The following is a 14,270-nucleotide window of genomic DNA, read 5'->3' on the forward strand; positions in this document are numbered from 1 at the left end:
CTCAAACCACGCGACTGGGACGCCGCCGCCCGCGAGGGCCGCACCCTCGCCCCGCTCATCACCCGCCTGAACGACATCCGGCGCACCCACCCCGCCCTGCGCCAACTGCGCGACCTGCACTTCCACCACACCGACAAGGAGGAGGTGATCGCCTACTCGAAGCGGCAGGGCTCGAACACGGTTCTGGTGGTCGTCAACCTCGACCCCCACCACACCCAGGAGGCCACGGTCTCGTTGGACATGCCGCAACTCGGCCTGGACCGGCACGAGTCGGTACCGGTGCGCGACGAGCTCACCGGTGAGACCTATCACTGGGGCAGGGCCAACTATGTGCGCCTCGAACCGGGCCGTCGGCCCGCGCACGTCTTCGCGGTTCTGCGACCGTCCACCCCGCAGATCGGAGGGTCACCCACAACATGATCGTCAATGAGCCCGTACTGGACACCTTCGAGGACACCCCGGCGGGGGACCGGGACCCGGACTGGTTCAAACGAGCCGTCTTCTACGAGGTCCTGGTCCGCTCCTTCCAGGACAGCAACGGCGACGGCGTCGGCGACCTGAAGGGCCTGACCGCCAAACTCGACTACCTCCAATGGCTCGGCGTGGACTGCCTCTGGCTCCCGCCGTTCTTCAAGTCACCGCTCCGGGACGGCGGTTACGACGTCTCCGACTACACCGCCGTACTGCCCGAGTTCGGCGACCTGGCCGACTTCGTGGAGTTCGTCGACGCCGCCCACCAGCGCGGCATGCGGGTGATCATCGACTTCGTCATGAACCACACCAGCGACCAGCACCCGTGGTTCCAGGAGTCCCGCAAGGACCCCGACGGCCCCTACGGGGACTACTACGTCTGGGCCGACGACGACAAGCAGTTCCAGGACGCGCGGATCATCTTCGTCGACACCGAGGCGTCCAACTGGACCTACGACCCGGTGCGCAAGCAGTACTACTGGCACCGGTTCTTCTCCCACCAGCCGGACCTCAACTACGAGAACCCGGCCGTCCAGGAGGAGATGATCTCCGCGCTGAAGTTCTGGCTGGACCTGGGCATCGACGGGTTCCGGCTGGACGCGGTGCCGTACCTCTACCAGGAGGAGGGCACCAACTGCGAAAACCTTCCGGCAACGCACGCCTTCCTCAAACGGGTGCGCAAGGAGATCGACGACCAGTACCCGGACACCGTGCTGCTGGCCGAGGCCAACCAGTGGCCCGAGGACGTCGTCGACTACTTCGGCGACTATCCGAGCGGCGGCGACGAGTGCCACATGGCGTTCCACTTCCCGGTCATGCCGCGCATCTTCATGGCGGTGCGCAGGGAATCGCGGTACCCGGTCTCGGAGATCCTCGCCAAGACCCCGGCCATCCCGTCGCGCTGCCAGTGGGGCATCTTCCTGCGCAACCACGACGAGCTGACCCTGGAGATGGTCACCGACGAGGAACGCGACTACATGTGGGCGGAGTACGCGAAGGACCCCCGGATGCGCGCCAACATCGGCATCCGGCGGCGGCTCGCGCCCCTGCTCGACAACGACCGCAACCAGATCGAGCTGTTCACCGCCCTGCTGCTCTCCCTCCCCGGTTCACCGATCCTGTACTACGGCGACGAGATCGGCATGGGCGACAACATCTGGCTCGGCGACCGCGACGCGGTGCGCACCCCCATGCAGTGGACACCGGACCGCAACGCCGGGTTCTCGTCGTCCGACCCGGGCCGGCTCTTCCTGCCGACGATCATGGACCCGGTCTACGGCTACCAGGTGACCAACGTCGAGGCGTCGATGTCCTCGCCGTCCTCGCTGCTGCACTGGACCCGCCGGATGATCGAGATCCGCAAGCAGAACCCGGCCTTCGGCCTCGGCTCGTACACCGAACTGCCGTCCACCAACCCGGCGGTGCTCGCCTTCCTGCGCGAGTACGAGGACGACCTGGTGCTGTGCGTGCACAACTTCTCCCGGTTCGCGCAGCCCACCGAGCTCGACCTCAGCGCCTTCCGCGGGCGCCACCCGGTGGAACTGTTCGGCGGGGTGCGCTTCCCGGCCATCGGGGAGCTGCCCTACTTGCTGACCCTCGCGAGCCACGGCTTCTACTGGTTCCGGCTCCGCGCGGAGGACCGGGCCTGAAAGCCGCGGGCGGGGCGGTTTCCGCCGCCCCGCCCGGGGCACGCAACAGTAATCGCCGGAAGGGAACGCGCCGCCATGCCGGAAGCCGACACCCGTACCGCCACCAGCACCCCCGATCTGCTCGCCTCACTGGACCCCCTGCTGCGGGAGTGGCTGCCGCGGCAGCGGTGGTTCGCGGGCAAGGGCCGCCCGGTCACCGGCTTCACCCTCGTCGCCGCCACCGAACTGCTGCCCGCCACCGCCCGCCTCGGCCTGCTGCACGTCCTGCTGCGCGCGCACCAGCCGGACGTCCCGGCCGCCGCCGCGCCCGGCCACCCGGGCGACGTCTACCAGCTTCTGATAGGCGTGCGCGAGGCGCTGCCGCCCCGGCTGGCGCCCGCGCTGATCGGGCATGTGCGCCAGGGCCCGCTGACCGATCGGACGGTCTACGACGCCCTGTACGACAACCGGCCCGCCGAACTGGTCCTGGAGGCACTGCGCAGCCGGGCCCGGGTCGGCGGGCTTCGTTTCGAACGGGCCCCGGACCAGGAGATCCGTACCGGGCTCACCCCCCGGCTGCTGACCGCCGAGCAGTCCAACTCCTCGGTCGTCTTCGGCGACACGTTCATCCTGAAGCTGCTGCGCCGGATCGTGCCGGGCGTCAACCCCGACCTGGAACTGCCGCTGGCGCTGGCCCGGGCCGGCTGCCCCCGGGTGCCGGCCCCGGCCGGGTGGATGACGGCCGACCTGGCCGGCGAGACCTGGGTGCTCGGCGTGCTCCAGCCCTTCGTCCAGGGCGCGGCCGACGGCTGGGAGCTGGCGCTGCGGGAACTGGCCAAGGGCGAGGACTTCACCGCCGAGGCGCGGGAGCTGGGCCGGGCCACCGCCGAGGTGCACACGGCGCTGGCCGCCGCCCTGCCGACCGTCACCCTGGGCCGCGGTCACCTGGAGCAACTGGTCGCCCAGATGACCGAGCGGCTCGACCAGGCGGTGCACGCGGTGCCCGCGCTGCTGCCGTACGCGCCGGGGCTGCGCTCGGCGTACACGGCGCTGGGTTCGCTGGCCGCCGAGGGCCGTACCTGGACCGCCCAGCGGGTCCACGGCGATCTGCACCTCGGGCAGTGCCTGCGGTCCCCGGCCGGACAGTGGTCGCTGATCGACTTCGAGGGCGAGCCGGCCCGGCCGCTCGCCGAACGCCGGCTGCCGCAGCCGCCGGCCCGGGACATCGCCGGGATGCTGCGCTCCTTCGACTACGCCGCGCACGCGGCCGACGCGCCACCGGGCTGGGCGGCGGCCTGCCGGGCCGCGTACTGCACCGGGTACGCGGCGGCCGGCGGTGTCGACCCGCGTACCGATCCGGTGCTACTGCGCGCCTGCGAGACGGACAAGGCGGTCTACGAGGTGGTGTACGAGGCCCGGCACCGCCCCGACTGGCTCCCGGTCCCGCTGTCCGCGGCCCGCCGCCTGGCCGCGTCCGAACCGGCTTGACCGGCCTGACCGGCTCGACCTCTAGGAGGCTCTCCCTGTGACCCCCCGCCCGGACCCCAAGAAGACGGCTGAACAGAAGAACACGGCAGCGAAGAAGACGGCTGAGCAGAAGAAGACGGCCGTACAGAAGAAGGTGGCCGCCAAGAAGGCGGCTGAGCGGAAGACGACGGCTGAGCAGAAGAAGGCAACGGCCAAGAAGGCGACCGCGAAAAAGGCAGCCGCGACAAAGCCGGTGCAGCAGGCGGCGCAGAAGTCGGTGCAAAAGTCGGCGCAGAAGGCGGCGCAGAAGACGCCCCCCGCCCGGAAGAAGCCGGTCCCCGCCCAGCGCATGACCGAGCCCCCTCCCTCCCCCGCGCTCCCCGCCGCCGACCGCGACCGGCTGCTGGCCGGCACGCACCACGACCCGCACGCCGTGCTGGGCGCCCATCCGCTGCCCGGCGGCGGGATCGCCGTACGCGTCTTCCGGCCGTACGCGCGGGCGGTGTCCGTGGTCACCGGAGCGGAGTCCCGGACCGGCCTGCACGACGACGGCGACGGCTTCTTCTCCGCGCTGCTGCCGCTCCCGGAGGTCCAGGATGTCCCGTCGTACCACCTCCTCGTCACCTACGACGACGCCGTGCACGAGACCGAGGACGCCTACCGTTTCCTGCCCACGCTGGGCGACCTGGACCTGCATCTGATCGGTGAGGGCCGGCACGAGCGGCTCTGGGAGGCGCTCGGCGCGCACCCGATGACCTGGCAGGGCGTGGCCGGCACCCGGTTCACGGTGTGGGCGCCGAACGCGCGCGGCGTCCGGGTGGCCGGCGGCTTCAACTTCTGGGACGGCACCGGCCATCCGATGCGGTCGCTGGGGTCCTCGGGGGTGTGGGAGGTGTTCCTGCCGGGGGTCGGCGAGGGCGAGCTGTACAAGTTCGAGATCACCCGGCCGGACGGCTCGCGGACGCTGCGCGCCGACCCGATGGCCCGCCGCACCCAGGTGCCGCCCGACACGTCGTCGATCGTGCACGCCTCACGCCATGAGTGGGGCGATGAGGAGTGGCTGGCCGGGCGGGCGGGCACGCCCGCGCACGAGGCGCCGTTCTCGGTCTACGAGCTGCACCTGCCGTCCTGGCGGCCCGGCCGCGGCTACCGCGAACTGGCCGAGGAACTCCCCGCCTACGTCGCCGACCTGGGCTTCACCCATGTGGAGCTGATGCCGGTCGCCGAGCACCCCTTCGGCGGCTCGTGGGGCTACCAGGTCACCGGCTTCTACGCGCCCACCGCCCGGCTGGGCGACCCGGACGACTTCAAGTACCTGGTGGACCGGCTGCACCAGGCCGGGATCGGCGTCCTGATGGACTGGGTGCCGGCCCACTTCCCGCGCGACGACTGGGCGCTGGCCGAGTTCGACGGGCGCCCGCTGTACGAGCACTCCGACCCGCTGCGGGCCGCGCATCCCGACTGGGGCACCCTGGAGTTCGACTTCGGCCGCCGCGAGGTGCGCAATTTCCTGGTCGCCAACGCGGTGTACTGGTGCGAGGAGTTCCACATCGACGGCCTGCGGGTGGACGCCGTCGCCTCCATGCTCTACCTGGACTACTCGCGCGAGCCGGGCCAGTGGACGCCGAACGAGCACGGCGGCCGGGAGAACCTGGACGCGGTGGCCTTCCTCCAGGAGATGAACGCCACCGTGTACCGGCGGGCGCCCGGCGTCGTGACGATCGCGGAGGAGTCGACCGCCTGGGACGGCGTCACCCGCGCCACCCACCACAAGGGCCCGAGCGGTTTCGGCGGCCTCGGCTTCGGCCTGAAGTGGAACATGGGCTGGATGCACGACTCGCTCCAGTACATGGCGCACGAGCCGGTGCACCGCAAGTACCACCACCACGAGATGACCTTCTCGATGGTGTACGCCTACAGCGAGAACTACGTCCTGCCCATCTCCCACGACGAGGTCGTCCACGGCAAGCGTTCCCTGGTGTCGAAGATGCCGGGCGACTGGTGGCAGCAGCGCGCGGGCGTGCGCGCCTACCTGGCCTACATGTGGGCCCACCCCGGCAAGCAACTGCTCTTCATGGGCCAGGAGTTCGCCCAGGGCGCCGAATGGTCGGAGGCGACCGGCCCGGACTGGTGGCTGCTCGACCCCGGCTACGGCGCCGAACCGGACCACCGGGGCGTCCTCGCCCTGGTCCGGGACCTGAACACGGTCTACCGGGACACCCCGGCCCTGTGGTGCCGCGACACCGACCCCGGCGGCTTCGAGTGGGTGGTCGGCGACGCCGCCGAGGACAACGTCTTCGCCTTCCTGCGCCGCGACACCGACAACGCCCCGCTGCTGTCGGTCTCCAACCTCTCCCCCGTGGTCCGCCCCGACTACCGCCTGGGCGTCCCCGACGACGTCCCCGCCTGGACGGAGGTCCTCAACACGGACACCGCGGCCTACGGCGGCTCCGACGTGACCCAGCCGGGCCCGGTCAAGCCGGAACCCCAGGCCTGGCACGGCCGCCCGGCGAGCATCCGGCTGACGCTGCCACCACTGGCGACGGTGTGGCTGCGGCCGGCCTGAGGCTCAGGATTCGGCCAGTGTCTGGGCCAGTTCGGGAATCTCCCGCAGCAGTTTCAGGATGCGGGGAATGTCCAGCGGCTGCCGCGTTCGCGGGCGGGCTGCATTCCCTCCACACCCTTGCCTCGGATGCGAAATCCTGGTGAAGGACGGTGTCGGCCGCCGCACGTGTTCCCGCGCGGTATTTCGGCGCGGCGGCCGGTCTCAGTCAGAAGGCGGAATCTTCCAGGCCCTTCGGCAACGCCCCCGTGTGCAGCACCCCCAGCCGCTGGGTGGCCCGGGTCAGCGCCACGTACAGGTCGCTGGTCCCGTACCGGTCCGGCTCCACCACCAGTACGGAGTCGAATTCCAGGCCCTTGGACTGGCGCGGGTCGAGGAGGACGACCCCGCGGGTCAGGTCGGGCTCGGTGCCCGCCGTGACGCCGTCCAGCCGGGCGGCGATCCGCTCATGCAGGTCGCGCGGGGCGATGACGGCGAGGCGGCCCTCGGCGGGGGTGAGTTCGGCGGCCGCGTCGGCCACCGCGGCCGGGAGGTCGTCGACCGCGCGCACGAAGGGCCGTACGCCGGTGGACCGTACCGAGCTGGGCGGCTCGAAGGCCGGGTGCTCGGCGCGGACCACGGCCGCCGCCAGCTCCATGATCTCGGCGGGGGTGCGGTAGTTGACGCCGAGCCGGGTGTGCTCGTAGCGGTCCTCGACGTACGGGGCGAGGATCTTGGACCAGGAGCCGACACCGGCCGCCTCGGCGGTCTGCGCCGGGTCGCCGACCAGCGTCATCGAGCGGGTCGGGCTGCGGCGCATCAGCAGCCGCCAGGCCATCGGCGACAGTTCCTGTGCCTCGTCGACGATGATGTGGCCGAAGGCCCAGGTGCGGTCGGCCGCCGCGCGCTCGGCGGCGCTGCGGTGGTCGTCCTCCTCCTGCCGCTCGGCGAACCGCTCGGCGTCGATGATGTCGTGCGCGGACAGGACCTCGGAGTCCTCCTCGTCCTTGTCCTCGAACTCGTAGGTCCGCGAGGCGTAGGAGACGTCCAGGACGCCCTGCGCGTAGGCGATCTGGGTCTCGCGCTCGCGGGCGGCGCGGTCGCGGGCCAGGCGGTCGTCCTCGCCGAGGAGTTCGGCGGCCTCGTCGAGGAGCGGTACGTCGGCGACCGTCCAGCGCCGGGTCACCGGGCGGCGTACGGCGGCGGCGTCCTCGGCGGGCAGGAAGTCCTCCGGCGCGGCGAGGAAGTCCGCGATCAGCCGCTGCGGGGTGATCCTCGGCCAGAGCCGGGCGATGGCGGACCAGACCTCCCGGTTCTCGGCGAGGTCGTCGCGGATCTGGGTGATGTCGGCGGCGTCCAGCAGGCTGCCGCCGTCGTAGGGGTCGGTGCCGATGCGCTCGGCGTACAGATCGGTGAGCGTGTTGAGGATGTGGCCCTCGAAGTGTTCGCGGGCCGCGTTGTGCGGCAGCTTCGCGGCCCGGGTGCGCTCGCGGGCGACGCTCACCAGGTCGTCGTCGAGCATCAGGATCTCGCGTTCGTGCTCGATGACGATCACCGGTTCGGGCAGTGCCTGCCGGGCCCGGACCACCTCGGCGAGTACGTCGGCCATCCCGGCCCGGCCCTTCACCGCCGCCGCCTCGGGGGTGTCCGTGGCCGTCGCCTTCACCCCGGGGAACAGTTCGCCGACCGTGGCCAGCAGCACGCCGGTCTCGCCCAGTGAGGGCAGCACCTCGCCGATGTAGCCGAGGAAGGCCGGGTTCGGGCCGACGATCAGCACGGCGCGCTTGGCGAGCAGTTCGCGGTGCTCGTAGAGCAGGTACGCGGCCCGGTGCAGGGCGACGGCGGTCTTGCCGGTGCCGGGGCCGCCCTCGACGACCAGCACACCGCGGTGCGGGGCGCGGATGACGCGGTCCTGGTCGGCCTGGATGGTCTGCACGATGTCGCCCATCCGGCCGGTGCGCGCCGAGTTCAGCGCGGCCAGCAGTACGGCGTCGCCGGCCGGGTCCTCGTGCCCGGTGCGGGTGGCGTCGCCGAGGTCGAGGATCTCGTCGTGCAGCGCGGTCACCCGGCGGCCCTCGCTGGTGAGGTGCCGGCGGCGGCGCAGGCCCATCGGGGTGTGGCCGGTGGCCAGGTAGAAGGGGCGGGCGATGTCGGCCCGCCAGTCGATCAGGACCGGGGTGCGTTCGGCGTCGTCGGCGCGCAGTCCGATCCGGCCGATGTGGTGGTCGTCCCCGCAGGTGAGGTCGATCCGGCCGAAGCACAGCGAGCCGTCCACCGCGTTGAGCGCGGCGAGCAGCCCGGAGCGCTCGGCGACCAGGATGTCCCGTTCCAGCCGGGCCTGCATGGGGGTGTTGCCCTGCGCGAGCGCGTCGGTGACCGAGGACTCGGTGTCGCCGCGCAGCGCGTCCACACGCGCGTACAGTCCGTCGATGAATTCCTGCTCCTGCCGCAATTCATCGTCCGGAAATTCGGTGTTTGACAATTCTACTCCCGCCCGGATATACTGTGCTCATGAACTTCCATGCGGCTCATACGAGTATAAAGTCGCGAACCACCTAATGTACGCGTGAAAAACCCCCGAGCGCAATTGCTCGGGGGTTTTGTCGTTTACGGTCGGTCAGAGGACTTCGGAGAGTTCCTCCAGGAGCTTGCGCTTGGGCCGGGCGCCCACCATGGACCGCACCGGCTCACCGTCCCGGAAGACCATGAAGGTCGGCATGGACAGCACCTTGTACGCGTTGGTCGTGTCGGGGTTCTGGTCCACGTTCAGCTGGACGACCCGCAGCCGCCCGGACTCCTCCTCGGCCAGCGCGCTGAGCACCGGGCCCATCTGCCGGCACGGCGGGCACCAGTCGGCGGTGAACTCCACCAGCACCGGCAATTCGGCCCCGAGCACCTCCGCCGCGAAATCCGCGTCGGTCACCTCGGCCACCCCATTGATCTTCATGCGTGTCCTCCCAGTTCGCAGCGCGGCTGCGGACACTCCGCAGCCGCCGCCTCGGCCCGCGCCAGCTGCCCGGCCACCGTGGCCCGCACCCCGCGCAGCTCGCCGATCAGCGCGTCCAGCTCCGCCAGCTTGCGCCGGTACACCGCGAGCGACGCCGGGCAGGAGTCGCCCTCGGGGTGCCCGGCCCGCAGACACTCCACGAACGGCCGGGTCTCCTCCAGGTCGAACCCGAAGTCCCGCAACGTCCTGATCTGCTCCAGGAGCTTCACGTCACGCTCGTCGTAGGTCCGGTGCCCGTGGTCGTCCCGCCGGGCGGGCAGCAGCCCGCGGGCCTCGTAGTACCGCAGCGTGCGCGTCGTGGTCCCGGCGCGTGCGGCCAGCTCGCCGATTCGCATACCGACGAACGTATGCCTTGACGCGGACGTCAAGGCAAACAGTCAAGGCGAACAGTCAAGGCAAACAGTCGGGGGAGGAGGACCGGGCGGCTGAGCGACGGGGGGATCTCAGCCGCCCGGGGTCGTGGGGCCGGTGGGGCCAGTGGGGCCAGTGCCGGTGGGGCCGTCAGGCCTTGGCCAGCTCCTTGTCACCGCTGCTGCCCTGCTCGGGCAGGCCGGCCTCCTGGGAGCCGTGCCCGTCGTCCAGCAGGGTCCGCTCGTCGAACGGGATGCGTCCGGCCAGCACCTCGTCGACCCGGGCCCGGTCGATCTCCTTGGTCCAGGTGCCGATCAGCACGGTGGCCACCGCGTTGCCCGCGAAGTTGGTCAGGGCGCGGGCCTCGCTCATGAAGCGGTCGATGCCGACGATCAGGCCGATGCCGTCCACCAGGGCGGGCTTGTGCGACTGGAGGCCGCCGGCCAGCGTCGCCAGGCCCGCGCCGGTGACCCCGGCGGCGCCCTTGGAGGCGACGAACAGGAACAGCAGCAGCGGAATCTGCTCACCGATGGACATCGGCGTACCCATGGCGTCCGCGATGAACAGGGAGGCCATGGTCATGTAGATCATGGTGCCGTCGAGGTTGAAGGAGTAGCCGGTCGGGACGGTGATGCCGACCACCGGCTTGCTGACGCCCAGGTGCTCCATCTTGGCGATCAGGCGCGGCAGCGCCGACTCCGAGGACGAGGTGGACAGGATCAGCAGGAACTCCCGGCCCAGGTACTTGAAGAGCGAGAGCGCATTGACGCCGGTGCAGATCTTCAGCAGGGCGCCCAGCACCACGATGACGAACAGGATGCAGGTGACGTAGAAGCCGAGCATCAGCACGGCCAGGCTCTTCAGGGCATCGACACCCGCCGAACCGGTGACGGCGGCCATCGCGCCGAACGCGCCGACCGGCGCCGCCCACATGATCATGGCGAGCACCCGGAAGACCAGCCGCTGGATGTGCTCGACGCCGCGCAGCACGGGCTGCCCGGCGTTGCCCATGGCCTGCAGCGCGAACCCGCAGAGCAGGGCGATCAGCAGGGTCTGGAGGACCTCGCCCTCGGTGAACGCCGAGACGATCGTGGTCGGGATGATGCCGAGCAGGAACTCGGTGGTGTTCTTGGCCTCCGCGTCGACCTGCGCGTGCCCGGTCTCCTTGATCGCGTCGGTGACCGCGAGGCCGGTGCCCGGCTCCAGGATGTTGCCGACGACCAGCCCGATGGCGAGCGCGACCAGCGACATCACCATGAAGTAGACGAGGGCGATACCGCCCACCGCGCCGACCTTCGCGGCCTTGCGGACCGAACCGATGCCGAGCACGATCGTGCAGAAGATGATCGGCGAGATCATCATCTTGATCAGATTGACGAAGCCGGTACCGATCGGCTTCAGCTCGACCGCGAAGTCCGGCGCGATCAGGCCGACGGCGATACCGAGGGCGACCGCGACGATCACCGCGATGTAGAGATAGTGGGTGCGGTCCCGCTTGGCGGGGGGTGCGGCTGGTGCCGTATCGGCTGCGCTGGTCACGGCGGCCCTCCTTGGCGACGTCGGTGTCACCGGCGTGCGGCTCACGTCCGGGGTGGGGGAACCCGGTGACTATCTCGCGCCCTGTGAGCGCGGTCACCCTTTCGTTCATTTAGTTCACCGCGCGGCCAGGAGAGACACTGACGGCATGCACCTCCGCGTCCCCCGCCCCCGCAGCCTGGCCGCACAGCTCTTCGCCGTGCAGGCCGTGCTGATCGCGGTGCTGGTGGCGGGGTACGCGGTGTTCACGTACGTCAACGACCGGGGTCAGGCCGAGGACGCCGCCGGGCGCGAGGCGCGGGCGGTCGCCCTGTCGATCGCCGACTCGCCGTCCGTGCGGGAGGCGATCGCCACGCCGGACCCGTCGGCGCGCCTCCAGCCGTACGCGGTGCGGGTCATGGCGGACACCGAGGTCGACTTCGTCACGATCATGAGCCCGGACGGCACCCGCTGGACGCACCCCGACACCGACCAGATCGGCCGCACCTTCCAGGGCCACATAGAGCCGGCGCTGGAGGGCCGCACCTTCACCGAGACCTACACCGGCACGCTCGGCCCGTCGGTGCGCGCGGTCACCCCGGTCCGGGACGGGGAGCGGGTGGTCGGCCTGGTCAGCGCCGGCATCAAGGTCGACGAGATCAGCAAGCTGGCCCGCGAACAGCTGACCGCCCTGCTCACAGCGGCGGCGGGCGCGCTGGCCCTCGGCGCGATCGGCACGTACGTCATCAACGCGCGGCTGCGCCGGCACACCCACGGCATGAACGCGGCCGAGCTGAGCCGGATGCACGACTACCACCAGGCGGCGCTGCACGCGGTGCGCGAGGGGCTGCTGATGCTGGACGGACAGCACCGGGTGGCGCTGATCAACGACGGCGGCCGGGAGCTGCTGGGGGTGAGCGGTGCGGTGGTCGGCGCCCCGGTCGCGGAACTGGGACTGCCGTCCCCCCTGACGGGCGCGCTGCTGGCGGCCGAGCGGCGGACGGACGAGGTGCACCTCACCGCCGACCGCGTCCTGGTGGTGAACACCTCCCCGGTCTCCGGCGGCGAGCGGCGCGGCACGGTCGTCACCCTGCGCGACGTCACCCAGCTCCAGTCGCTGATGGGCGAGCTGAACTCGGAGCGCGGCTTCTCCCAGGCGCTGCGCTCCCAGGCGCACGAGGCGGCCAACCGCCTGCACACGGTGGTGTCGCTGATCGAGCTCGGCCGGTCGGAGGAGGCCGTGGAGTTCGCGACCGCCGAACTGGAACTGGCCCAGGCGCTCACCGACCAGGTGGTGGCGGCCGTCGGCGAACCCGTTCTGGCCGCGCTGCTGCTGGGCAAGACGGCCCAGGCCAACGAGCGGGGCGTGGAACTGGTGGTCTCCCCCGACTCCCGCCTGGACGACGGCCTGCTCCCCCCGTCCCTGCCCGCCCGCGACCTGGTCACCATCCTGGGCAACCTGATCGACAACGCGGTGGACGCGGCGCAGGGCGGGGTGCGGGCGCGGGTCACGGTGACGGCGTACACGGACCGGGACCGGCTGGTGGTACGGGTGACCGACACCGGCCCCGGGGTCGACCCGGACCACGCCGACCTGCTCTTCCAGCGCGGCTTCTCCACCAAGCCGGCCGGCCCCGGCGGACGGGGCCTGGGCCTCGCCCTGGTCCGCCAGGCCGTCCACCGGCACGGCGGCACCCTGACGGTGACGGAGGCTGCGGGCGGCGGGGCGTCCTTCGCGGCGGAGCTGCCGCTGACGGCGGTACGGGCATGACGGCCATCCGCGTCCTGGTGGTCGAGGACGACCCGGTCGCCGCCGACGCGCACGTGATGTACGTGGGCCGGGTGCCGGGGTTCACCGCCGTCGGCAAGGCCCACTCCGGCGCGGAGGCCCGCCGGGTGCTGGACCGCACGCCGGTCGACCTGATCCTGCTCGACCTGCACCTGCCGGACGTGCACGGTCTGCAACTGGCGCGTTCGCTGCGCGCCGCCGGGCATCGGGCCGACGTGATAGCGGTGACGTCGGCGCGGGACCTGACGGTGGTCCGCGAGGGCGTCTCCCTGGGCGTCGTCCAGTACGTCCTGAAGCCGTTCACCTTCGCGACCCTGCGCGACCGCCTGGTCCGCTACGCCGAGTTCCGGGAGGCCGCCGGCGAGGCGAGCGGCCAGGACGAGGTGGACCGCGCCCTGGCGACCCTGCGTCCACCGGGCCCGGCGTCCCTGCCCAAGGGCCTGAGCGCACCGACCCTCCAGCGGGTACGGGACACGCTGCGCGCCGCCGAGGAGGGCCTGACGGCGGCCGCCCTGGCCGAGGAGACCGGCATCTCCCGCATCACCGCCCGCCGCTACCTGGAACACCTGGTCGACACCGGCCGCGCACAGCGGCACCCGCAGTACGGGGCGGTGGGGCGGCCGGAGTTGCAGTACCGGTGGGTGCGGGGGCGGTAGCCGCGCCGGCTTCACACCCCGGGCAGCACGGCCCGCATCCGCGTCCCGTCCCCGGTCCCTCCCCGAACCCCCACTCCCCCTAATACGCGCCCGCACCACCCGCCCCAATACCCGCAACGCGCCCCGCCGCCGCGCGTCACGGGCGGCGCCGAGCCGGGGCGGTCATGCCGGGCATGCCGGTCGCGGAGGACGACGCCCAGTTCCCCGCCCCGGTACCGCAGGGACACGCGCACCGCGCTGTCGGGCGTCAACTCGCCTTCGGCACACGGTGGGGAGCTCACTCACTCCGAAGCCCCACTTATCAAACACCGGTCACAGGCACCGACCGCCACGACAACGCCTGCACCGCACGCCGAGTCTCGGGGAGGCACGCGTGAAGTGCTGGTGTGTCGTACAGCGGCTGAGGCCGGCGGGTCACTCGCCGGCCGCGCAGGTGGACAGCGCCGTGACCGCGCTCTGGACCTTGCTGGGCAGGGTCTTCAGATCAGGGCTGCGGTTGTGCTCGGCGCTGTCGGCAAGGCCGTCGTAGACATCACCGAGCTGCTTCGCGGCCTTCTTGGCCTCCGGATTCTTGATCTTCTCGGCGTCGGCCGTGAACTGGTCGGCGGCGTCCTGGAGATCGGCCGCGGCCTTGTCCCGGTCCTTCGCGTCGGCGGATATCTTCGCGCCGACGTCGGTGATGTGATCCATCGTCGCCTTGCAGGGACCCCCCTTGCCGGGGGCGGTGGCATAGACGCTCGGGGAAGTGCTCGCCCCCGCGTGGGCTGCCGTTCCGGACTCGGAGCCCGAGCATCCCGTCGCCGTCGCCAGGGCCAGAACCGTCAGCGCGAGAGCGGCCGGCCGT

The 14,270-nt window shown here is 71.5% G+C and carries 11 protein-coding genes; 6 read left to right on the forward strand and 5 right to left on the reverse strand.

Annotated features, from left to right (window positions below; all coding sequences use genetic code 11):
* From AB0G32_RS33805 to glgB, 4 genes are all read left to right on the forward strand, one after another.
* Positions 1-420: DUF3459 domain-containing protein (locus AB0G32_RS33805; RefSeq protein ID WP_361172310.1), on the forward strand; the 420-nt coding region annotated here is incomplete at its 5' end.
* Entirely contained in the window at positions 417-2,120 is a 1,704-nt protein-coding gene (gene treS / locus AB0G32_RS33810) for a maltose alpha-D-glucosyltransferase (protein ID WP_361172313.1), read from the forward strand. The genes AB0G32_RS33805 and treS, both read left to right, overlap by 4 nt.
* Before the next feature lie 75 nt (positions 2,121-2,195).
* Entirely contained in the window at positions 2,196-3,587 is a 1,392-nt protein-coding gene (locus AB0G32_RS33815; protein ID WP_361172316.1) for a maltokinase, read from the forward strand.
* A 37-nt stretch (positions 3,588-3,624) separates the two neighbouring features.
* Entirely contained in the window at positions 3,625-6,132 is a 2,508-nt protein-coding gene (gene glgB, locus AB0G32_RS33820) for a 1,4-alpha-glucan branching enzyme (RefSeq protein WP_361172319.1), read from the forward strand.
* Positions 6,133-6,337: 205 nt separating this feature from the next.
* On the opposite strand, the gene AB0G32_RS33825 is transcribed toward glgB, so the two are convergent.
* The 4 genes from AB0G32_RS33825 to AB0G32_RS33840 all read right to left on the reverse strand — a co-directional run bounded on the left by AB0G32_RS33825 (position 6,338) and on the right by AB0G32_RS33840 (position 11,005).
* Positions 6,338-8,560, reverse strand: coding sequence for an ATP-dependent DNA helicase (locus AB0G32_RS33825; protein ID WP_361172399.1), 2,223 nt, complete (start codon positions 8,558-8,560; stop codon positions 6,338-6,340).
* A gap of 165 nt (positions 8,561-8,725) precedes the next feature.
* Positions 8,726-9,040: a thioredoxin gene (gene trxA, locus AB0G32_RS33830; protein ID WP_361172402.1), complete on the reverse strand. Its 315-nt coding sequence runs from the start codon at positions 9,038-9,040 to the stop codon at positions 8,726-8,728.
* Positions 9,041-9,051: 11 nt separating this feature from the next.
* Complete coding sequence (locus tag AB0G32_RS33835) at positions 9,052-9,450, reverse strand: MerR family transcriptional regulator (RefSeq protein WP_361172322.1); 399 nt, start codon at positions 9,448-9,450, stop codon at positions 9,052-9,054.
* Positions 9,451-9,616: 166 nt separating this feature from the next.
* Positions 9,617-11,005, reverse strand: a complete 1,389-nt coding sequence (locus AB0G32_RS33840) for a cation:dicarboxylase symporter family transporter (protein WP_361172325.1) — start codon at positions 11,003-11,005, stop codon at positions 9,617-9,619.
* Between the two features lie 145 nt (positions 11,006-11,150).
* Here AB0G32_RS33840 and AB0G32_RS33845 point away from each other — a divergent pair, with 145 nt between their 5' ends.
* Positions 11,151-12,752 (forward strand): sensor histidine kinase, encoded by a 1,602-nt coding sequence (locus AB0G32_RS33845; RefSeq protein ID WP_361172328.1) that lies wholly within the window; start codon positions 11,151-11,153, stop codon positions 12,750-12,752.
* Complete coding sequence (locus tag AB0G32_RS33850) at positions 12,749-13,426, forward strand: response regulator (protein WP_361172331.1); 678 nt, start codon at positions 12,749-12,751, stop codon at positions 13,424-13,426. Before AB0G32_RS33845 ends, AB0G32_RS33850 begins: the two co-directional genes overlap by 4 nt.
* A 414-nt stretch (positions 13,427-13,840) precedes the next feature.
* Here AB0G32_RS33850 and AB0G32_RS33855 read toward each other — a convergent pair whose 3' ends face one another.
* The gene (locus tag AB0G32_RS33855; protein ID WP_361172334.1) at positions 13,841-14,116 is read right to left on the reverse strand and encodes a hypothetical protein; all 276 of its coding nucleotides are present in this window, start codon (positions 14,114-14,116) and stop codon (positions 13,841-13,843) included.
* Between the last annotated feature and the right edge of the window lie 154 nt (positions 14,117-14,270).

The sequence above is a fragment of the Streptomyces sp. NPDC023723 genome, assembly GCF_040639815.1.
In the GTDB taxonomy this organism is placed as follows: domain Bacteria; phylum Actinomycetota; class Actinomycetes; order Streptomycetales; family Streptomycetaceae; genus Streptomyces.

Excerpts from the sequence above, each read along its gene's own strand:
- AB0G32_RS33845 (WP_361172328.1), top strand. The coding sequence starts at position 11,151 with ATGCACCTCCGCGTCCCCCGCCCCCGCAGCCTGGCCGCACAGCTCTTC.
- AB0G32_RS33855 (WP_361172334.1), bottom strand. The coding sequence starts at position 14,116 with ATGGATCACATCACCGACGTCGGCGCGAAGATATCCGCCGACGCGAAG.
- AB0G32_RS33815 (WP_361172316.1), top strand. The coding sequence starts at position 2,196 with ATGCCGGAAGCCGACACCCGTACCGCCACCAGCACCCCCGATCTGCTC.
- AB0G32_RS33835 (WP_361172322.1), bottom strand. The coding sequence starts at position 9,450 with ATGCGAATCGGCGAGCTGGCCGCACGCGCCGGGACCACGACGCGCACG.
- treS (WP_361172313.1), top strand. The coding sequence starts at position 417 with ATGATCGTCAATGAGCCCGTACTGGACACCTTCGAGGACACCCCGGCG.
- AB0G32_RS33850 (WP_361172331.1), top strand. The coding sequence starts at position 12,749 with ATGACGGCCATCCGCGTCCTGGTGGTCGAGGACGACCCGGTCGCCGCC.